At 40.1% G+C, this 21,156-nt stretch carries 20 protein-coding genes and 1 pseudogene; 15 read left to right on the top strand and 6 right to left on the bottom strand.

What is annotated here, in order from left to right; genetic code table 11:
- Positions 1-23: 23 nt before the first annotated feature.
- Complete coding sequence (locus JR005_RS10805; protein WP_218665849.1) at positions 24-212, bottom strand: hypothetical protein; 189 nt, start codon at positions 210-212, stop codon at positions 24-26.
- 241 nt (positions 213-453) lie between these two features.
- Between JR005_RS10805 and JR005_RS10800 the strand changes: the two genes are divergently transcribed.
- Entirely contained in the window at positions 454-1,032 is a 579-nt protein-coding gene (locus tag JR005_RS10800; protein ID WP_218665023.1) for a flavin reductase family protein, read from the top strand.
- Positions 1,033-1,105: 73 nt separating this feature from the next.
- Here the strand turns inward: JR005_RS10800 and JR005_RS10795 are convergent, their stop codons facing one another.
- Together JR005_RS10795 and JR005_RS10790 are read right to left on the bottom strand one after the other, a co-directional pair.
- Positions 1,106-2,746, bottom strand: a complete 1,641-nt coding sequence (locus tag JR005_RS10795; RefSeq protein ID WP_218665022.1) for an AMP-binding protein — start codon at positions 2,744-2,746, stop codon at positions 1,106-1,108.
- Between the two features lie 209 nt (positions 2,747-2,955).
- Complete coding sequence (locus JR005_RS10790; protein WP_218665021.1) at positions 2,956-3,726, bottom strand: 3-hydroxyacyl-CoA dehydrogenase; 771 nt, start codon at positions 3,724-3,726, stop codon at positions 2,956-2,958.
- Between the two features lie 153 nt (positions 3,727-3,879).
- Between JR005_RS10790 and JR005_RS10785 the strand changes: the two genes are divergently transcribed.
- From JR005_RS10785 to JR005_RS10775, 3 genes are all read left to right on the top strand, one after another.
- Complete coding sequence (locus JR005_RS10785; protein WP_218665020.1) at positions 3,880-4,911, top strand: AraC family transcriptional regulator; 1,032 nt, start codon at positions 3,880-3,882, stop codon at positions 4,909-4,911.
- Between the two features lie 237 nt (positions 4,912-5,148).
- Positions 5,149-6,120 carry an aliphatic sulfonate ABC transporter substrate-binding protein gene (locus JR005_RS10780; RefSeq protein ID WP_218665019.1) on the top strand — a complete coding sequence of 324 codons (972 nt, stop codon included), beginning with the start codon at positions 5,149-5,151 and terminating at the stop codon, positions 6,118-6,120.
- A gap of 3 nt (positions 6,121-6,123) precedes the next feature.
- Entirely contained in the window at positions 6,124-6,963 is an 840-nt protein-coding gene (locus JR005_RS10775) for an ABC transporter permease (RefSeq protein WP_218665018.1), read from the top strand.
- A 1-nt stretch (position 6,964) separates the two neighbouring features.
- Here the strand turns inward: JR005_RS10775 and prmC are convergent, their stop codons facing one another.
- Positions 6,965-7,786 (bottom strand): peptide chain release factor N(5)-glutamine methyltransferase, encoded by an 822-nt coding sequence (prmC, locus tag JR005_RS10770; protein ID WP_218665017.1) that lies wholly within the window; start codon positions 7,784-7,786, stop codon positions 6,965-6,967.
- Positions 7,786-8,874, bottom strand: coding sequence for a peptide chain release factor 1 (gene prfA / locus JR005_RS10765; RefSeq protein ID WP_125269745.1), 1,089 nt, complete (start codon positions 8,872-8,874; stop codon positions 7,786-7,788). The genes prmC and prfA overlap by 1 nt, the downstream gene beginning before the upstream one ends.
- Before the next feature lie 366 nt (positions 8,875-9,240).
- Here prfA and JR005_RS10760 point away from each other — a divergent pair.
- Positions 9,241-9,680 (top strand): annotated as a pseudogene (locus JR005_RS10760) (glycine zipper domain-containing protein).
- Between the two features lie 153 nt (positions 9,681-9,833).
- On the top strand, positions 9,834-10,835 hold the full coding sequence (locus JR005_RS10755; protein ID WP_218665016.1) for an LLM class flavin-dependent oxidoreductase: 1,002 nt from the start codon (positions 9,834-9,836) through the stop codon (positions 10,833-10,835).
- Positions 10,836-10,944: 109 nt separating this feature from the next.
- Here JR005_RS10755 and JR005_RS10750 read toward each other — a convergent pair whose 3' ends face one another.
- On the bottom strand, positions 10,945-11,781 hold the full coding sequence (locus JR005_RS10750; RefSeq protein WP_004988177.1) for a pyruvate, water dikinase regulatory protein: 837 nt from the start codon (positions 11,779-11,781) through the stop codon (positions 10,945-10,947).
- 149 nt (positions 11,782-11,930) lie between these two features.
- Between JR005_RS10750 and ppsA the strand changes: the two genes are divergently transcribed.
- The 9 genes from ppsA (at position 11,931) to rpsR (ending at position 21,150) form a co-directional block, all read left to right on the top strand.
- A complete protein-coding gene (gene ppsA / locus JR005_RS10745; RefSeq protein ID WP_218665015.1) occupies positions 11,931-14,318 on the top strand; it encodes a phosphoenolpyruvate synthase in 2,388 nt (795 codons plus the stop codon).
- 68 nt (positions 14,319-14,386) lie between these two features.
- Positions 14,387-15,151, top strand: coding sequence for an RDD family protein (locus JR005_RS10740; RefSeq protein ID WP_218665014.1), 765 nt, complete (start codon positions 14,387-14,389; stop codon positions 15,149-15,151).
- Between the two features lie 293 nt (positions 15,152-15,444).
- Positions 15,445-16,506, top strand: coding sequence for a ubiquinol oxidase subunit II (cyoA, locus tag JR005_RS10735; RefSeq protein ID WP_004988182.1), 1,062 nt, complete (start codon positions 15,445-15,447; stop codon positions 16,504-16,506).
- A 3-nt stretch (positions 16,507-16,509) separates the two neighbouring features.
- Positions 16,510-18,498 (top strand): cytochrome o ubiquinol oxidase subunit I, encoded by a 1,989-nt coding sequence (gene cyoB / locus JR005_RS10730; protein ID WP_004988183.1) that lies wholly within the window; start codon positions 16,510-16,512, stop codon positions 18,496-18,498.
- A 4-nt stretch (positions 18,499-18,502) separates the two neighbouring features.
- Positions 18,503-19,123, top strand: coding sequence for a cytochrome o ubiquinol oxidase subunit III (gene cyoC / locus JR005_RS10725; RefSeq protein ID WP_004988184.1), 621 nt, complete (start codon positions 18,503-18,505; stop codon positions 19,121-19,123).
- The gene (gene cyoD / locus JR005_RS10720) at positions 19,123-19,452 is read left to right on the top strand and encodes a cytochrome o ubiquinol oxidase subunit IV (protein ID WP_004988185.1); all 330 of its coding nucleotides are present in this window, start codon (positions 19,123-19,125) and stop codon (positions 19,450-19,452) included. Before cyoC ends, cyoD begins: the two co-directional genes overlap by 1 nt.
- 10 nt (positions 19,453-19,462) lie before the next feature.
- Positions 19,463-20,341, top strand: a complete 879-nt coding sequence (cyoE, locus tag JR005_RS10715; RefSeq protein WP_218665013.1) for a heme o synthase — start codon at positions 19,463-19,465, stop codon at positions 20,339-20,341.
- 180 nt (positions 20,342-20,521) lie between these two features.
- On the top strand, positions 20,522-20,911 hold the full coding sequence (rpsF, locus tag JR005_RS10710) for a 30S ribosomal protein S6 (RefSeq protein ID WP_004988194.1): 390 nt from the start codon (positions 20,522-20,524) through the stop codon (positions 20,909-20,911).
- An 11-nt stretch (positions 20,912-20,922) separates the two neighbouring features.
- Positions 20,923-21,150, top strand: coding sequence for a 30S ribosomal protein S18 (gene rpsR / locus JR005_RS10705; RefSeq protein ID WP_004988197.1), 228 nt, complete (start codon positions 20,923-20,925; stop codon positions 21,148-21,150).
- The last annotated feature ends 6 nt before the right edge of the window (positions 21,151-21,156 follow it).

The following is a 21,156-nucleotide window of genomic DNA, read 5'->3' as shown; positions in this document are numbered from 1 at the left end:
GGGCTTCCTATCGCATAGATAATTTATTTTCGAGACTCCAAACATTTTGTTTTTAATTGCTGCATCGCTAAAGGATCCATTGGTGCAGTCATCATGGCGCGATAAGCCAAACATTCCCGCGTTTCATCTGTTGCTTGAGATTTGGCATTCAAGCTATGACATCCCATCAGTCCCAAAGAGAAAATACATCCTAAAATAAATTTGATGAACATTGGATTTTCTATAAATCAGTATTTGCCGATATCAACTCCAATTTTAAAACGCAAAATAGCAAATAGAAATCTTTGAATAAACTTGTTTCATAAAGTCCTTTCATTTTGCCTATGGGAGAAAAATAAAGAGGGTTTAAACAATGATGAAAGATGTCATAGTGTATAGATCTTTTAAAATTCGCTTATTTTCTTAAAATCTTCTGCCAATATATAAGCATTTTAAAAAGTTGAGCTTAATACAATGACAAATCCAGATATTCAAAAGGTAGAACTCGCAAAAGCCTATCGTTTACTTAATCATGGCCCAACTGTACTGGTTTCCGCTCAAGATGATGATGATATTGATGTCATGGCAGCAGCATGGGCGTGTGCTTTAGAATTTAGTCCTGCAAAAGTGAGCATTGTTTTAGATAAATCGACGAAGACTCGAAAAATTATTGAAAAGAATGGCTATTTCGCGTTACAGGTTCCCTGTTTAGCACAACTGGATATGACCTATCAATTAGGTAGCATCAGCCAGTTTGATGAGCCGAATAAATTAGAGGTTTGTGGAACTCAACTCTTTTATCCCGATGATTCTGGCGTACCTTTGGTTGAAGGTTGTATTGCTTGGCTGATCTGTAAAGTCATTCCTGAGCCGCATAATCAGCAAACGCATGATTTATTTATTGGCTCTGTGATGGGTGCTTGGGCGGACTCACGCGTATTTCGTGATGGACATTGGTATTTTTCAGATGCACACCCAAGTTTAAAAAGTTTGCATTATATTGCAGGTGGGACTTTCTATACGATTGGCGATGAAGTTAAAGGCGATTTATAAAAAAACTGATGATTAAAACAAGCAGATGGAGAACACTCAAATATGAACTATCTCCATCCTGTTTAAGATAAATTTAACTCGTGCAAAGCGGTTGCATTCGTTCAACTTCTCGTTGTTTAAGAATACCACGCTGAATTTTACCACTCACTGTTTTGGGTAACGCATCTACAAATTCAATTTCTTTCGGATAGGCATGTTTAGATAGACGCCCGCGAACATACATTTGTAGTTTTTCTTTGAGCTGTTCTGTCGCTTGATATTGGCTCTTTAATACAATAAATGCCTTAACAATTTCGGTTCGCGCCAGATCAGGTTTTCCAATTACCGCAGATTCTAAAACTTCTTCGCATTCAAGTAATGTACTTTCGACATCAAAAGGGCCCACACGATAGCCTGACGTTGTAATGACATCATCAGCACGTCCAACAAAATCTATACTTCCATGTTCATTTAACTTTACGGTATCACCCGTAATATAGTATTTGCCTACAAAAGACTTTCGGTTATTACCCCCATAACCTTTAAACCAAAGCAAAGGAGACGCATCACAGTCAATCGCCAATACCCCGATCCCGCCTTCCCCAAGTTCTTGATGATTTTCATCGAGTACCGCAAAACGATGTCCCGGTATAGCAAAACCCGCAGAACCAATTTTAATTACATGTTCTAAAGCATGGTGGTTGCCAATCACCATACCGAGTTCAGTCTGTCCGTATTGATCATAAATATTGACATTGAGATCATGTTTAAACCAATGGATCACTTCTGGTGTTAAAGGCTCGCCTGCACTGCTCACGACCCTTAAATGCTGTTTCACACTGTCATCAAACTTTTCTTTAAAACCATAAAACATACGAAATGCAGTCGGAGAACCTGTCAGATTATTGACCTGATATTTTTTCATTAGTTCAATGGCTCGATCTACACTAAAAGCTTGTTCATCCATCAGAATGCCATGACCTAAACTCAAAGGCCCTGTACTACCGTAATACAGCCCATAAGCCCAACCCGGATCAGCTAGATTCCAAAATGAATCTTCCTCACGCAAATCAACCGCATGTGTCATATAGCCTTTAAATGCCAAAATTGCTTTTAATGGCACAGGAACAGATTTGGCCAAACCTGTTGTACCAGAAGTAAACATCATTAAAAAATCATCATCGAAACTACGATATTCAATTGGGCAATCGGCATCAAATGTATGGATCACACTCCAGAAATCTTCTTGGTTCTGATCATCATCAATATTTTTGACAGTCAAAACTTGGCTAATATTTAAATTTTCGAGTTTAGATTGTTGATCAGTATTGGTTACTACAAGTTTGGTTTTGGCTGTTTCTAAACGATGCTCAATGGCTTTGGATTCAAATGCAGTGAATAAAGGTTGATAAATTGCACCAATACGCCAAGTGGCTAAAATCGTGATGAGTAATTCGGGGATACGTGGTAATAATCCCGCGATGCAGTCTCCTGCCTGAAGATGGATAGACTTAAAATAATGGGCTAATTTCCCTGAATATTCAGCAAGTTGATCAAAGGTATATGATTGCTGTTCTCCGTTTTTTCCTTCCCAGATCAAAGCCACTTTGTCATGACCTACATATCTACCACAGCACTCCTCAAAAGCATTAATGCGCTGTTCATGTCCGTTAAGTTGCTGTTGAATAAGTTGATTTAAATCAAATTCTGCATAGGCTTGTGTCAGTGTCTTCATCCCGAAAACCTCTTTTATTCCGTTTTTAATGCATACAGATCATTCAAAATTTGATCTATATGTCCTGTCCATTTTTGTTATCGTAAAACATCCAACGATGTTTTTGCTGGTGATTAAATCCAACTTAAACTGCTTTATTTACTTTTTCAATTTCCAAAGCCCTCAATCTAATTGAGGGCTTTGGCATGTTAAGTTAAATAATCTTGGTGTTATTTGGGTGCCATTCGAATGGCACCATCCAAACGAATCACTTCACCATTCAGATAAGCGTTTTCAATAATATGCACTGCAAGACTTGCGAACTCATCTGGTTTACCCAAACGCGATGGATAAGGCACCATTTGACCCAGCGAATCCTGAACATTTTGTGGCAAAGCTTTGAGCATAGGCGTTTCCATAATACCGGGTGCGATCGTAACCACCCGAATAGCATGACGCCCCAACTCACGTGCAATTGGTAAAGTCATCGCCACAATTGCACCTTTGGAGGCCGCATAAGCAGCCTGACCAATTTGACCATCAAAGGCAGCCACAGAAGCAGTATTAATAATCACACCACGATCTTCATCTTCAGGCATTGCAGTATTATGTGTCATGGCTTCTGCTGCAAAACGCAGCATATTAAAAGTCCCTGTCACATTAATATTCAAAACTTTATTGAACAATGCCAGATCATGAATACCCTCTTTACCCACTACCTTTGCAGATGGGCCAACTCCTGCACAGTTAATTAATCCATGAATTGCACCATGCTGTTGTAATGTTTGTTTAAAAAACTGTGCAACCTCGATTTCATTGGTCACATCTATTGCGACAAAATCTGCTGCTGTACCCAACTTTTCTGCTTGAGCCTGTCCAGCTTCAACATTCATATCAACTAAGGTGACATAAGCACCTCGCGCGACCAAACATTCAGCCGTTGCAGCCCCCAAACCCGAGGCACCACCTGTAATAATGAAATGTTTTCCTTGTATTTTCATTGCCAATTTCCACGTGATTTAATTTAATCTGACATTAGTTCCAGAGTAAAAGTTCAACTTTTACAGTACAATTTCGAAAAACCTCAAATGTTCTGCGGTTTTTGGACATTTTCATCATTTAAAAAATTTTTAATTCTGAGTGTCAGGTCATACATGCAACGGATTGCACAGTCAAATATTTCCCCTTCAAACAAAGGAACCATTTCTATTGCATTGGTCAATGAAGCTTTGAGTGTGGCACATTCGCGCGGTTTTAATATTGAAAAAATAGTACAACAGGCGGGGATTTCATCTGAGCTTTTAAACTTCCCCAAAGCCAGAATTCCAGTTTCGGCTTATGCACAACTCTGGATTGAGTTGGCTAATCATATGGATGATGAGTTTTTTGGAATGGACTCTCATCCCATGCGACCTGGTAGTTATCAATTATTAGTAAAAATGGTCATGCATGCGGATACAATAGAAAAAGCCTTAACCGATATTTTAAAGTTTTTTTCTGTACTTCTGGATGATATCCAATCAGAGTTTAAAGTTGAACAAAATCTGGTATGTTTGATCATTCATGATCAAACTCACACTAAACGGATGTTCAGTTATGCAACTTTTTTAATGTTGATTCATGGTTTATTGTGTTGGCTAGCGGATCAACGAATTGTGATTGATAAAATTAGTCTGAAATGCGCTAAGCCCGCTTATCCGCAAGATTATTATGCCCGTTTTTGTGAAAATATCGAATTTGATGCAGCATCTAATCGCGTGGAATTCAATGCAGATTATTTACAGATTAAAATTAAAAAAGATAAAAAATCGCTTTATGAATTTCTAAAACAGACACCACAGAATTTATTAGTACGTTATAAAAATGAAAATGCACTAAGTCTGATGATTCGTAGACATCTTATCAAACATCATCCCGCGCTTTGGCCAGAACTTAAAGAACTTTCGCAGCAGTTAAACATGTCTGAGGCAACCATTCAACGGCGTTTAAAAGCTGAAAATATCAGTTATCAACAACTTAAAAATGACATCCGATGTGATATTGCGATTGAGCGTTTAAGTAAAACTGAAGATTGTATTCAGGATATCAGTGATGCCTTAAATTTCCATGATCCCAGTGCGTTTTATCGTGCTTTTAAAAAATGGACGGGTGTCAATCCAAGTGCTTATCGCCAAAATACCCGTTAGAATAAAACGTCTAAACCAGATTTATCCAACGCTATATGCACATTTATTATCAGTTAATCAGAATTTATAATAATTCATTTATTTTTCTAAAAACACTTTAAAATCAAATTATTAAATCAAAAAAAATAGTGTTTATTCAAGAACATGCATTACTAAGCAAAATATCTGTGTTTGGAACACGCTATTCTCATGCAAATATTTGAGAAATTTCATTTATTTGTCAGATTGGACTTGGGCATGTCATCATTTAAAAAACCTTACTTAAAATTGTTCATCACTGGGGTTCTTGCAACAACATTTACCGCAACTGCATTTGCAGCTATTCCCAAAACACTAAAGCTGGATTATGCCTACTATGCGCCTACTAGTTTAATTGTGAAAGATCAAAAACTATTGGAAAAGGCACTACCAAACACTGAAGTTAAATGGGTGTTTAGTCAAGGCAGTAATCGCTCTTTGGAATATCTGAATAGCAATAGCAGTGACTTTGCCTCTACTGCCGGTTTAGCAGCTGTTCTCAGTCGTGCCAATGGTAGCCCGATCAAAACAGTTTATATCCAGAGTCAACCTGAATGGACTGCACTGGTCGTTGCTAAAGATTCTCCATTAAAATCATTAAAAGATTTAAAAGGCAAAAAAATCGCAGCAACCAAAGGTACAGATCCATTTTTATTTACTTTGCAGGCACTAGATAGCGTTGGTTTGACTAAACGAGATGTACAACTTGTGCATTTACAGCATCCAGATGGCAAAACAGCACTTGAAAGAGGTCAAGTGGATGCTTGGGCTGGACTCGATCCACTTATGGCTGCTGCACAAATTCAATCAGGTGCAAGATTACTCTATCGAAATGTTAATTTTAATAGCTATGGCGTATTAAGCGTTAAAGAAGATTTTGCCAAACAAAGTCCTGAGGCGATTGAGGTTGTGATCAAAGCTTATGAACAGGCACGAAAATGGGCAATCGCCAATCCAGACAAAACTGCCGAACTTTTGGCTCGCGAATCAAAGTTACCGCTTGCCGTTGCAAAACTGCAATTAAGCCGAACCAATTTTGAACAAAATATCCCGTCTGTAAAACAGTCACAAGCCCTGAAACGCGCAGGAAATATTTTGGTTGAAGAAGATCTAGTACGCAAAGGCACCAATGTTAATCAAGTGGTTGATCAGTTGTTTGATCCTCGTTTTGCTCAAAAGGTTGTTAAGTAATCTATGCAAAATTCAATTTCTAAGTCTGAGCTAAACAGAAGTTTGGCTCAGGCTGCCCTTCAAGATCAACAGCGCCATAAACCCAGCAAATTTAAAAGTTGGTTTAAAGCGATTTTGTTGCCTGTTATATTTTTATTCATTTGTGAGTTTATGGTGAGAAGTGGTGCGATTGATGCCTATTTGTTACCTGCACCAAGTAGTCTGTGGCAGTCTTTTATCGATTTGGCTCATGCAGATTTATTGACACATATTTATATTAGTACGTGGCGTGTTTTTGCTGGATTTGCCATCGGCAGTGGTCTTGGATTATTGTTTGCAATCGGTGTAGGCCTTAATAAACAGGTTGAAGAATATCTTGACCCTACTTTTTCAGCGATTAAATCCATTCCCAGTCTGGCATGGATCCCACTGTTATTATTATGGTTAGGAATTGATGAGGGATCAAAACTCACGCTGATTGCCATTGGTGCGTTTTTCCCAACTTATACCAATACTGTTGCAGCAATTCAAAATGTTGATCCCAAATTGGTCGAGTTGGGAAAAGTATATGGTTTGAATCACTTTGAACGCATTGTTCAAATTATTTTACCTGCTGCCTCGCCAGGAATTTTAACAGGCTTGCGTAATAGTTTGAGTTTATCATGGATGTTTATGATTGCTGCTGAATTGATTGCAGCAACACAAGGCATTGGTTATCTGCTGAGCGATGGACGAGAAACTTCACGACCCGATATTGTTATTTTGGCTATTATCTTACTGGCATTATTGGGAAAAATAACGGATACCATTATGAAAGCTGTAGAACAATGGTTACTCAGATGGCGAGAAAGTATCCCAAAATAAGTTATCTTGGCAGATGTCTTCCTAGACTAATACGATCATTTCCACCGTAATCTTTTCGGGTTTGAACTTGAGTAAAGCCCCGTTTTTGAAGCAATTGACGAACCATGTCCCCTTGATCATAACCATGTTCAAGCACTAACCATGCATCAATATTCATCCAGTTCGGTGCTTGATCAATAATCAGTTCCAGATCCGCAAGACCTTGATGCTCTGCAACCAATGCGCGGCGAGGTTCTGTTCCCAGATTCAGCATGTGTTCATCCTGTGCATCGATATAAGGCGGATTAGACACAATTAAATCAAACTTTTGCGCAGGAATGGCTTCAAACCATGCACTACAAATAAATTGAACTTGATTCAACGCATGTCGATGAGCATTCTCCTGAGCGACTTCAAGCGTTGGAAAGTAAATATCGGTTGCTAAAACTTTCCAGTCAGGACGCTCTTTGGCTAGGGATAACGCTATTGCACCTGTCCCTGTGCCTAAATCCACCATCGAAGTTTGAAAAGGTAAATTTAACGATAAAACCGTTTCAATTAAAATTTCAGTATCTGGGCGCGGAACTAATGTATCTGGTGTAACCTTTAGATCCAGACTCCAAAACGGTTGCGAACCCGTAATATAAGCCAGTGGCTCCCCTTTAGAGAGTCGCATAAGACCATCTAAAAAGGTGTGTTCTTGCTCATGCGTCAAAACTTGCATTTGACGCATTTTTAATTCAAGTGAATTCAGATTGAGGACATGTTCAAGTAACCACGTGGCTTCCTGACGTTCATAACTATCAGCTTCGCCGCGCAGATTTAAAGCTTGCCCAATGTTCATTAGCCGCCATTCTCTTGCGCTAACATGGCTAACTGATCCGCCTGATATTCACGATGTAAACTATCCAAAAGTTCCGTCAAATCACCTTCCATAATCGCGTCTAACTTATATAAAGTTAAATTAATACGATGATCTGTCATTCGACCTTGTGGATAGTTATAAGTACGAATACGTTCTGAGCGGTCGCCCGATCCGACGAGATCACGACGCATTTCAGAAGTCGCCGTTTCCTGTGCAGCACGTTTCGCATTTTCCAGACGTGAAACCAGTAATGCCATCGCTTTGGCTTTATTTTTATGCTGAGAACGTTCTTCCTGACATTCCACCACCACGCCTGTTGGAATATGAGTAATACGCACCGCAGAATCGGTTTTGTTAATGTGCTGACCACCTGCACCCGAGGCACGATAAGTATCAATCCGCAAATCGGCAGGATTAATTTCAACCGTCGTATCCACATCGACTTCAGGCAAAATCGCAACCGTACAAGCAGAAGTATGTACACGCCCCTGTGACTCAGTTGCAGGAACACGCTGTACGCGATGTGCGCCACTTTCAAACTTTAGACGACCATAAACACCATCGCCATCGACGCGGCAGATGACTTCCTTATAACCGCCATGTTCGCCTTCATTTTCAGACAATACTTCAATACGCCAACCTTGAGACTCAGCGTATTTACTGTACATACGAAATAAATCACCTGAGAAAATTGCAGCCTCATCACCGCCAGTTCCCGCACGAACTTCCAAATAAGCAGAATTGGCATCATTTGGATCTTTGGGAATCATCAAAATATTCAGATCAGCTTCGAGTTGCTCAATCAAGGCGCGATTTTCCTTGATCTCCTCTTGCGCCATATCCTTAAAATCAGGATCATTGAGCATGTCTTCAGCAGTCACAATATCTTGCTCAGCCTGACGATACTTACCCCACACTTCGACCATTTCAGAAAGATCACTATGCTCACGGGATAATTTACGGAAACGTTTATTATCAGAAATGACTTCCCCATCTGCCAATAATGCCGTTAACTCTTCATAACGATCACAGAGTTGATCCAGTCGTAAACGTAATGATTCTTTCATAAGTGGAAGTATCTCAAAATAAAAATAATCGATCAGCGCAACGCTTGAATGATGAAGTGCTTGCGATCAGGTCAAAGCTAAAAGTGCGCATAGTTTACCGATTATGACTGTTAAAGAACATAGATCAGCTTATATTTGCTTGCTCTTAAGAATATTTCGGTGTGGTGAATTTTCACTTTTTCTTCACATTAGGCAATAAATCAATCGTTTTCGCCGTTTTAATAGACACTTTTAATAGAAAGCATACAAAACGCAGCTACATTGTAAAAATAACAACAATAATCTCCACAATTAAAGTGAATCGTTTTGTTACATTTGCTGCAACGAAATAGATAAAGTCCTGCTGTTGGGACACGGAGATTTGAGATGAAGGCAAATAACTTATTATTAAGTGGTGTATTGGCAGTTTCTTCAATGTTTGCAATCAATGCACATGCAGACAATACCACACGTGTTGCGGCAACTTCAGCATTAGGGAGTGTGGTTGGTACAGCCTTAGGCAATCAAATGGGCGGTAATACTGGTGCCATGATTGGTTCTGCAATTGGTGGTGCGGGTGGTGCTGCCGTTGCAAGCAATAAACGTAATCGTACTTCATCTGCAATTGGTGGTGGTTGAGGTGGTGTGGGTGGCTATACCGTTGGTAAAATATGGGTGGCACAACGGGTGGATATATTGGTTCAGCCCTAGGTGCCGCAGGTGGATCAGCTTTAGGAAATAAAATTTCTAAAGATAGAGCTGAAGAAAAACGCTATAACAACTCACGTAGTTGGAACAGACATCACCGTCACTATCGTCACCGTTAATACGTTGTATGATTCAAATAGTCGAGCACCCTTCTGGGTGCTTTTTTTGGTCATTATTGTTAAGTTACAAATCACTGCATAAATCGAAAAAAAACGATATACATGGTTTTAGATAAATCGTAAAATAACGATATATAGTTCTGAGAATTTTTTATGCCTTCTTTAAAAGAAACACGGTTTTCAATTCTTGAGCTTGCGCCTATCCGTAATGATAAAACAGTTCAATTTTCGTTGCATCATGCTTTGGAGTTGGCTCAGCATGCAGAAAAACTAGGATATGAACGTTTATGGCTGGCCGAACACCATAATATGGATGGTATTGCCAGTTCAGCGACCGCTGTATTACTGGGTTATATTGCTGCAAATACACAGTCGATACGTTTAGGCTCTGGTGGAGTGATGTTACCTAATCATGCGCCATTGGTGGTTGCAGAACAGTTTGGTACATTAGCAACGCTTTATCCCAATCGTATTGAATTAGGTTTAGGTCGCGCACCAGGCACAGATCAATTGACCATGCGAGCCTTACGTCGTGGTCGTCAGGAAACTGAAGATCAATTTCCTCAAGATGTTCTCGAAATTTTGCAATACTTCAAAGATCCTGAACCCAATCAAAAAATCGTAGCAACCCCAGGACACGGAACACATGTTCCCGTCTGGTTGTTGGGCTCCAGTTTATTTAGTGCACAACTCGCAGCTCGTTTAGGTCTTCCCTATTCGTTTGCATCACATTTTGCACCGCGTATGCTGTCACAGGCTGTCCAGTTGTATCGAGAAAACTTTCAACCATCTGAATATCTAGAACGACCGTATGTTTCCATGGGCGTTCCAACTGTAGTAGCTAAAACAGATGCCGAAGCACAACATTTAGCCACCAGTGCTTATCAACGTGTACTAGGTTTAATGCGTGGACAAAGTTTAAAACTCAAACCACCTGTGGAGTCTATGGATCATATCTGGACACCTGCCGAGCGCATATCCGTCAATAACTTTTATGCATTGGGTCAAATTGGTTCACCTGAAACGGTGAAAGCTGGTCTGCAAGACTTGTTAGAACATGTAGATGTTGATGAGTTCATTTTCACTTGTGATATTTATGACACTGAAAAGCGACTCGAAAACTTTAGTTTATTGATGGATATCAAAAACAGCTAAAATTGTTTAACTAAAAAAGGGAAATTAATGATTTTTCATTGATTTCCCTTCTCCTTACAACCACAGATCAGAAATACTGAAGGATTTAGATCTACTGTTTGTAAACTTTTTAACCAATACGGCGTTTCAAGCCTGTCTTTTGTAAAATACGTGTTGAAATTTCTTCAATCGACATTTCCGTGACATTTAAATATGGAATTCCTTCTGAAATATAAATTCCTTCAATGGCACGCAACTCCATCTGACATTGGCTAAAACTGGCATAGCGACTATTGGCTTTACGTTCATTACGAATTGCGACCAAACGTTCCGCATCAATCATCAAACCAAATAACTTATTTTTATGTTCTTTCAATACTTTTGGTAAGCGATTGTCATCTAGATCTTCTTCGGTCAGTGGATAATTTGCAACACGAATTCCAAATTGTAATGACAGATAAATCGACGTTGGTGTTTTACCCGAACGGGATACCCCAATCAAGATAATATCGGCTTTATCATAGTGACGTGTACGAGCACCATCATCATTGTCCAAAGCAAAATGAACTGCATCAATACGAGCTTTATAATATTCAGAATCCGTCACGGCATGAGTCTGTCCGACCAAAGTTGTTGGCGGTGTGCCAAGCTCTTGTTCTAACTTGCTAATTAAACCCTCAAACACATCGAGATTCACCGCTTTGGCAGTGTTAATGATTTCACGCACATTCGGATCGACCAACGTATCGAACACCAATGGCAAAGTCTGGTCTTTAGACTGGCAACTATTAATTTCAGCAACCACATTCATTGCCGCTTCTTCTGAGGTGATATACGGAATAATATGAATATCAAAATCCACGTTGGGAAATTGCGCTAATAAAGAATGTCCGAGGGTTTCAGCCGTAATCGCGGTTCCATCTGAAATAAAAAACACACTCCGCTTAATTTGTTTACTATCTGACATGAAAAATCTCCTCAAACATTTGTCTTAGTGCTATATAATCTTTATAGTAAGCTGATCTTACATGACTGTCGCTTAGAGTAAATCAAAATCCTAAGCACATTAATATCTTTTCTTCATGCCAAGATAGTAATTAATACTGGAAAAGTGGAGTGAAAACTTTGGAAGCGCGCGTAATCGGTCTGGAAAAATTAGGGAAACACGACGTCGAACTCGTGGGTGGGAAAAACTCATCTCTAGGTGAAATGATCAGCCATTTATCCAATGCTGGTGTGTCTGTACCGGGTGGCTTTGCCACAACTGCTGCTGCTTATCGTGAGTTCCTTGAACAAAGCGGTCTAAACGCAAAAATTCAAGCAGAACTCGATCAATTGAATGTTGACGATGTCAACGCTCTTGCCGAAACTGGCGCAAAAATTCGTCAATGGATTGTAGATACTCCTCTCATTCCAGCATTAGAAAAAGAAGTTCGTGACGCTTTTAATGCACTTTCAAACGGCAACCCTGATATCGCGGTTGCCGTTCGTTCATCTGCGACCGCTGAAGATTTACCAGACGCTTCTTTTGCTGGTCAGCAAGAAACTTTTCTGAATATTCGTGGCATCGATAATATTTTGATTGCCATCAAAGAAGTATTTGCATCTTTGTATAACGACCGTGCAATTGCATACCGTGTGCATCAAGGCTTTGCTCATGACATCGTAGCTTTGTCTGCTGGCATACAACGCATGGTACGTTCAGAAACAGGTGCTGCGGGTGTAATGTTTACATTGGATACCGAATCTGGTTTCCGAGATGTCGTATTTATTACAGCATCTTATGGTTTGGGTGAAATGGTCGTTCAAGGTGCTGTTAACCCTGACGAATTTTATTTATCAAAACCGCTGCTTAAAAATGGTAGACACTCTGTATTACGTCGCAACCTCGGCTCTAAACATCAGAAAATGATTTATGGTGAAGAAGGTTCAGCGGGTAAATCAGTGGTGGTGGTGGATGTTGAAAAACAGGATCGCCAACAATTTGCTTTAAATGACCATGAACTTCAAGAGCTTGCTAAACAAGCCATGATCATTGAAGAACATTACGGTGCGCCAATGGACATCGAATGGGCAAAAGATGGCGATGATGGTCAAATTTATATTGTTCAGGCGCGTCCTGAAACTGTAAAAAGCCGTCAAAACGTAGGCACGATGGAACGTTACCTACTTAAACAACGTGGCACTGTGTTGTGTGAAGGTCGCTCAATCGGTCAACGTATTGGTTCTGGTAAAGTACGCGTTGTTTCATCGATTAAAGAAATGGACAAAGTTCAACCAGGCGACGTGCTAGTTTCAGACATGACTGATCCAGACTGGGAACCAGTAATGAAACGTGCCGCTGCTATCGTGACTAACCGCGGTGGTCGTACTTGTCATGCTGCTATTATTGCACGTGAACTGGGTGTTCCTGCGATTGTGGGTACAGGCAATGCCACAGAAGTCCTAACCGATGGTCAGGAAGTTACTGTTTCATGTGCTGAAGGTGATACAGGCTTTATTTATGAAGGCGCGCTGGATTTTGAAATTCAACGCAACTCGATTGAATCTATGCCAAAACTTCCGTTCAAAATTATGATGAACGTCGGTAACCCTGATCGTGCATTTGACTTTGCTCAAATTCCAAACGGTGGTATTGGTCTGGCTCGTCTTGAGTTCATTATTAACCGTATGATCGGCGTGCATCCTAAAGCCTTACTGAATATTGAAAGCTTGCCACGTGAAACACGTGCAGCAGTCATGGCACGTACGGCAGGTTATTCTTCTCCAGTTGAATTCTATGTAGAAAAACTGGTTGAAGGTATTGCAACACTTGCGGCTGCCTTTGCTGAAAAACCAGTCATTGTTCGTATGTCCGATTTTAAGTCCAATGAATATGCTAACCTCATTGGCGGTAAACTCTACGAACCAGAAGAAGAAAACCCAATGTTGGGTTTCCGTGGTGCAAGCCGTTATGTATCTGACAACTTCCGCGATTGCTTTGAACTTGAATGCCGTGCCTTGAAAAAAGCACGTGATGAAATGGGTTTGACCAATATTCAAATCATGATTCCATTTGTGCGTACAGTTTCTGAAGCAAAACGCGTCATTGAACTTTTAGCTCAAAATGGCTTGAAGCGTGGTGAGAATGGTTTAAAAATCATCATGATGTGTGAATTACCAACCAATGCATTATTGGCTGAACAATTCCTTGAACATTTTGATGGTTTCTCAATTGGTTCTAACGACTTAACTCAATTAACGCTCGGTTTAGACCGCGACTCTGGTATTGTTTCTCATCTATTTGATGAACGTGATCCAGCCGTTAAAGCCCTGCTTTCAATGGCCATTCATGCTTGTCGTAAAGCTGGAAAATATGTAGGTATTTGTGGTCAAGGTCCATCTGATCATCCAGATCTTGCTAAATGGCTGATGGAGCAAGGCATTGAAACTGTTTCACTCAATCCTGACTCGGTACTTGAAACTTGGTTCTTCCTAGCGGAAGATAAAGACAAGCAAGCCTAACTTAATCTTATCAAAAAGACCCTCGCGCGGGGTCTTTTTCATCTTTAAGCTGTTGAGATTTAAAACTTATGCAAATTTACTTGGCAAGAAATAACCAACAGGCTGGTCCTTATACATTAGAACAACTGAACCAGATGCTCGCTAGCCAACAAGTGCTATTGACTGACTTAGCATGGCATGAAGGTATGACGGAATGGAGAGCCTTAGGTGAACTCACTCAAGGTAAACTTGTCTACCAACCTGTAAACTCGACAACAAATTCCACTTTTGATGCCCCAGTCCATAGTCAAAATGATGTCATCCGTGACATTAAAGTCAATCAGACAGCTAAAGTAACGGCTGCTCCTATGAGCAAGCGTATTTCGGCCAAGCTTATCGATTTAGCTTTGCTGATTTTGCCGCAAATTATTGTGACAATGCTCTTTTTACCGCATGATCTACTCCAACAAACCACTAGTTTTGATGTTGAACAGCAAATTAAAATTGCTGAAGCCATGCGCGACAACATGCCAACATGGGTTCCAGTCGCATTACTCATCTACACACTTGGCTTGTTATTTTTACAAAATTATTTTATTGCTCGTTCTGGTCAATCTATTGGTAAAAAATTATTCCATTTGCAAATTGTTGATGCAACGACCAATCAGCTTCCTGGGCAATTTCGCGGTTTTTTTGTACGCTCATTTCTATTTATTATCATTTCACAGTTGATAAGCCTTTTACCGCTTTTGGTCATTGTTTTTATTGCAGATATTGTTTTATTTTTTTCCAAAGGAAACAACAGTTTGCATGATAGACTGGCAAAAACCAAAGTTATCAATATTAAAAAATAATTAAAGGAGTGATCATTCACTCCTTTTTTATGATAAATCCATGAAAAAAATTGACTTTTAAGCCAGCATTTAAAAGATAAAACAAGCAGATAAATCAGGTGTCATAACAAATATTTAACGTCACTTTCAAGTAGCTTAGTTTCACGATATCAGGCATAATGCCCTACAACATAGCTGTGTCACATGATTGAGAAATATGTTCTGTAACAGGATTCATTCTTCTCCATCATGCGACACTTTTATCGCTATCCCCAATTTACTTAGGGAATGGGACTCTTCACCGAGGTTGTAAAATGAGACAAACGATTTTAGCTGTATTGTCTTTATCGGCGGTTTCCGCACTTTTAACAGGGTGTGGTGGTGATTTAGTACTTCTAAACTCTAAAGGTCCAGTTGCTGAAGGTCAAAGTAACCTGATGATGACTGCGATCTACTTAATGCTATTGGTTGTAATTCCTTCAATCATTATGGCGTTATGGTTTGGTTGGAAATATCGCGCGTCAAATAAAGATGCAGACTATAAACCTACATGGGCACACTCAACTGCAATTGAAATTGTAGTCTGGGGTATTCCTGTCATTATTATTGGTATTTTAGCTTGGTTAACTTGGTGGGGTTCCCACAAGTACGACCCTTACCGTCCGCTAGATTCAGATAAAGCCCCTTTAACCATTCAAGTTATTGCTGAACAGTTTAAATGGATCTTTATTTATCCTGAACAAAATATTGCGACAGTAAATGAAGTACGTTTCCCAGAGAAAACACCATTAAGCTTTAAAATTACATCTAACTTTACAATGAACTCTTTCTTCATTCCTGCGTTAGGTGGCCAAATTTATGCAATGGCGGGTATGCAAACTCATCTCCATTTATTAGCGAATGAAACTGGCGAATATCGTGGTTTCTCGTCTAACTACTCAGGCTATGGTTTCTCACAAATGCGCTTTAAAGCTCATAGTGTAACTGAAACTCAATTTGCTCAATGGGTAGAAGCTGTTAAAGCTGGTAAAGGTACAAGCATTAATGCTGAAGCAATTCAGAAAGCGACGCTTGATCAAGCTGAACTTGCGACACTGAAAGATGGGGATCGTTCTAAACATCAGATTGAAGCACTGGTGCATCGTGCCGAAGCTGCTGGTGATACAGAAGCCTTAGAAAAAGCTGAAGCAATGAAGCCGTTCCCAAATAAGCCACACCCAGTGACTTACTATTCTTCAGTTGAACCAAACTTGTTTGAAACTGTCATTAACAGATATATGAGCAACTATCACGGTACAGACCATTCAGCAAATGCTGAACATGGTTCGCAAGCTCATGATGCTAATGCACATGCAACTGCTTCTGTAGAGGAATAAGCCATGTTGTTATTAGGTAAACTCGGATGGGACTCTATCCCTAAAGAGCCAATTGTACTAGTGACAATGGTCTTAATGGCTATTGGTGCAATTGCTGTTCTAGGCGGTATCACCTATTTCAAAAAATGGGGATATCTCTGGAAAGAATGGTTTACATCTGTAGACCATAAGAAAATTGGTATCATGTATATCCTTGTGTCTGTGGTCATGTTATTGCGTGGCTTTGCTGATGCGATCATGATGCGTCTTCAACTGTTCCTTGCTAAAGGTGGCGGTGAAGGTTATCTACATCCAGACCACTACGACCAGATCTTTACTGCGCATGGCGTGATCATGATCTTCTTCGTAGCGATGGGTCTTGTTGTAGGTATGATGAACATTTCTGTACCTCTACAAATTGGTGCGCGTGATGTTGCATTCCCATTACTTAATTCTTTAAGTTTCTGGTTGTTTGCTGGTGCTGCTGGTCTAATGATGGCTTCGCTTGTACTGGGTGAATTTGCTGCGACAGGTTGGATGGCTTATCCTCCTCTTTCTGGCATTCAGTATTCTCCTGGTGTTGGTGTTGACTACTATATTTGGGCACTTCAGGTTTCTGGTCTCGGTACGCTTTTATCTGGTGTTAACTTCTTTGTGACCATCATCAAAATGCGTGCACCTGGCATGAAACTGATGGACATGCCAATTTTTACTTGGACATCATTGTGTACAGCTGTTCTGATCATTGCATCATTCCCTGTACTTACAGCAACACTTGCCATGCTTACCCTTGACCGTTATTTCGGTTTCCATTTCTTCACCAATGAGCTTGGCGGTAGCCCAATGCTATATGTGAACTTGATTTGGACTTGGGGTCATCCAGAAGTATATATCTTGGTATTGCCAGCATTTGGTTTGTATTCAGAGATTGTTGCGACATTCTCACGCAAAGCATTGTTCGGTTATAAATCAATGGTATATGCAACAATCGCCATTACTGTATTGGCATTCGTTGTATGGTTACACCACTTCTTCACCATGGGTGCGGGTGCAAACGTCAATGCATTCTTCGGTATTATGACCATGATTATTGCAATCCCTACAGGGGTTAAAATTTTCTCTTGGTTATTTACCATGTATAAAGGACGCATTTCTTTCGACACACCAATGCTCTGGACACTTGGCTTCCTTGTGACCTTTGGTATCGGGGGTTTGACTGGTGTATTAATGGCGGTTCCACCTGCGGACTTCCTTGTACACAACTCACTGTTCCTGATCGCTCACTTCCACAACGTGATTATTGGTGGTGTGGTATTTGGTATGTTCGCTGGTATCATTTTCTATTGGCCAAAAATGTTTGGCTGGAAGTTAAATGAAGCTTGGGGCAAAGCTGCATTCTGGTTCTGGTTCTTTGGTTTCTATTTTGCATTCATGCCGCTTTATATCCTTGGTTTCATGGGTATGACACGTCGTTTGAATACCTATGACAACCCTGAATGGGATCCATACCTAGCGATTGCATTATTTGGTGCTGTGTTGGTTGCGATTGGTATTGCGTGTTTCTTGATGCAAATTATTGTAGGTTTCCTACAACGTCATCAAAACATGGATTACACAGGCGATCCATGGGACAGTCGTACTCTTGAATGGTCGACTTCATCTCCTGCTCCATTTTATAACTTTGCACAAGTTCCTGAAGCAAATGGTGTAGACCGTTTCTGGACTGACAAAGAAAATGGTGTTGCGTATGCACGTCCTGCCAAATATGAAGACATTCATATGCCAACTGATCGTGCAGCTGGTTTCATCATTGCAATGTTTATTACATTGATGGGCTTCGCATTGATCTGGCACATTTGGTGGCTCGTTGCAGTAAGTTTCATTGCGGCTATTATCAGCTTTATTCGTAGTTCATTCACTAAAGAAGTGGATTACTATGTACCAGCTGCTGAAGTTGAGCGCATTGAAAATGAACGCTATGCATTACTTGAAAAACACTTGAAGAAGGACTAAGGATATGGCTGAAGTACTTCATCACGACAACCATGGCCATGACGGTCATCATGAACATGATGATACCGACTTAACGGTCTTTGGTTTCTGGACATACTTGATGAGTGACTTGATTTTATTCGGTACACTCTTCATCGCGTTCGCTGTTTTGAGCAGCCATGTTCCACCAGGTACACCAAGTGCACATGAGCTATTTGGTGAGTCTTTAGGTTTTGTTTTAACTGAAACCTTTGCTCTCTTGATCTCATCTGTCACTTTCGGTTTTGCAGTTCTGGCTTCGTACAAAAAGAACGTTAACCAAGTAATTATGTGGTTACTTATCACCTTTATCTTTGGTGCATCGTTCATTGGTATGGAACTTTATGAATTTCATCATTTAGTTCACGAAGGACATGGTCCAAGTACAAGTGCTTTCCTATCAGCATTCTTTACACTGGTTGGTACGCACGGTATTCACGTGACTTCTGGTTTGGTCTGGATGATTGTATTAATGTATCAGATCAAAACCAAAGGTCTGACATTACCAAATACACGTCGTCTTGCTTGCCTAAGTTTATTCTGGCACTTCCTTGACATCGTATGGATCTGTGTATTCAGCGTCGTTTACTTGATGGGAGTTCTCTAATGAGTAGTCACGATCATAATGCTGCTGGTGCATCTCACGGTAACGTAAAACAGTACACTGTAGGGTTTATTTTATCTGTTCTGCTCACCATCATCCCATTTGGGATGGTGATGGCAGGTGGATTTTCCCGCGGTCTATTAATGACCGTTATCGGAATTACAGCAGTTGCTCAGGTACTTGTACAACTTGTGTTTTTCTTACACATGAATACATCTTCTGAACAACGCTGGAATTTGATTGCATTCATTTATACTATTCTATGTATTGCCGTTCTTTTGATCGGTTCTGTATGGATCATGAACTATCTACACTTCAATATGATGCTCTAAACTGTTTGTCATGTTGAAAAAATATTTATTCCTGACTAAACCAGGAATTCTGTTTGGTAATTTCATTACCACCTTGGGCGGCTTTTTCTTAGCCGCCCAAGGACATGTAGATTTCCTCTTACTCATCCTCACCCTCTTAGGTACAACGCTTGTTGTAGCCTCAGGTTGTGTCATCAATAATGTAATTGATCAAGACATTGACCACAAAATGCAACGAACTCAAAATCGTGCCTTAGTTAGAAAAACGATTTCTCCATCCGTTGCACTTGTCTATGCCAGTGTGCTTGGAGTAATTGGTTTTAGCATTTTATGGTTTGGAGTGAATCCTTATTCATTCTTATTTGCTGTAATTGGTTTTGTTGTCTATGTGGGCTTTTATAGCCTCTGGTCTAAACGTACCACGATTCATCAAACCGTGATTGGTAGTATTTCTGGAGCGAGCCCTCCTGTCATTGGTTATGTTGCCGTCACCAATGAATTTGATGTCGCGGCTTTACTGATCTTCTTAGCTTATGGTCTTTGGCAGATGCCCCACTCTTGGGCAATTGCGATTTACCGCTTTGATGACTACAAAAATGCAGGTATCCCAATTTTACCAGTAGCACGCTCTATTTTTAGAACCAAAGTTGAATGTGTCATTTACATTGTACTTTTTGCTGCGGTTCTCAATGGGCTTTACTGTTTTGGTTATACCAATGTCTTTTTTCTCATCACGTTTAATGCATTAACCGCATATTGGCTTTATTTATCACTCATTGGTTTTAAAGCTGAAAATGATCAGATTTGGGCAAAACGCTTTTTCCTGTATTCGGTAATCTTAATTACCTTACTCAGTGTAAGTTTTAGCTTTACTTACCATTCACCTGCACCACATCTTCCTCTCTTTTAATAGAGAGGAATATTTCTATTTATCCTGATTTGCACTGAAAACCATTTGTTTTTATTTGCACTTTTCTCTATAATTCACCCTTCGCAATTTATGCGGCTTAACTTGAATTCATTATTCCAGTTATGACTCCTTGCTTCTAATTTTTATGTTAGGGGCTGTCCAAACCGTAAGGAGCTGACAATGCGTCATTACGAAATCGTACTTTTGGTACATCCAGACCAAAGCGATCAAGTAGTAGGTATGGTTGAACGCTATATCTCTCAGATCAAAGAAGCTGATGGTCAAATTCACCGTTTAGAAGATTGGGGCCGTCGTCAATTGGCTTACCCAATTAACAAAATTCACAAAGCACACTACATTCTTATGAATGTTGAATGTGGTCAAACGACTCTTGATGAATTAGAAGAATTGTTCCGTTATAACGACGCAATCATTCGTAACATCATCATTCGTCGTGAACACGCAATCACTGAAGAATCGTTACTTGCTAAAAGTGCTGAAGAAAAACGTGCGCGTAAAGCTCAACGTGAAGAAGCACAGCAATCACACGAATCTGCTGAAGAAGCTTAAGGAGAACATCAATGGCACGTTTTTACCGTCGTCGCAAGTTCTGCCGCTTTACAGCTGAGAATGTTGTGTACATCGACTACAAAGATATCGACACTTTAAAACAGTACATCACTGAAAACGGCAAGATTGTTCCTAGCCGTATCACTGGTACTAAAGCTCGTTATCAACGTCAATTAGCGCTTGCGATTAAACAAGCTCGTTACTTGGCTTTGATTCCGTACACTGACAACCATAAGTGAGGTGAG

Origin of the sequence: Acinetobacter sp. Colony158 (assembly GCF_019264745.1) — a bacterium.
Taxonomy (GTDB): domain Bacteria; phylum Pseudomonadota; class Gammaproteobacteria; order Pseudomonadales; family Moraxellaceae; genus Acinetobacter; species Acinetobacter ursingii.
This window is presented reverse-complemented; position numbering and strand designations above follow the sequence as displayed.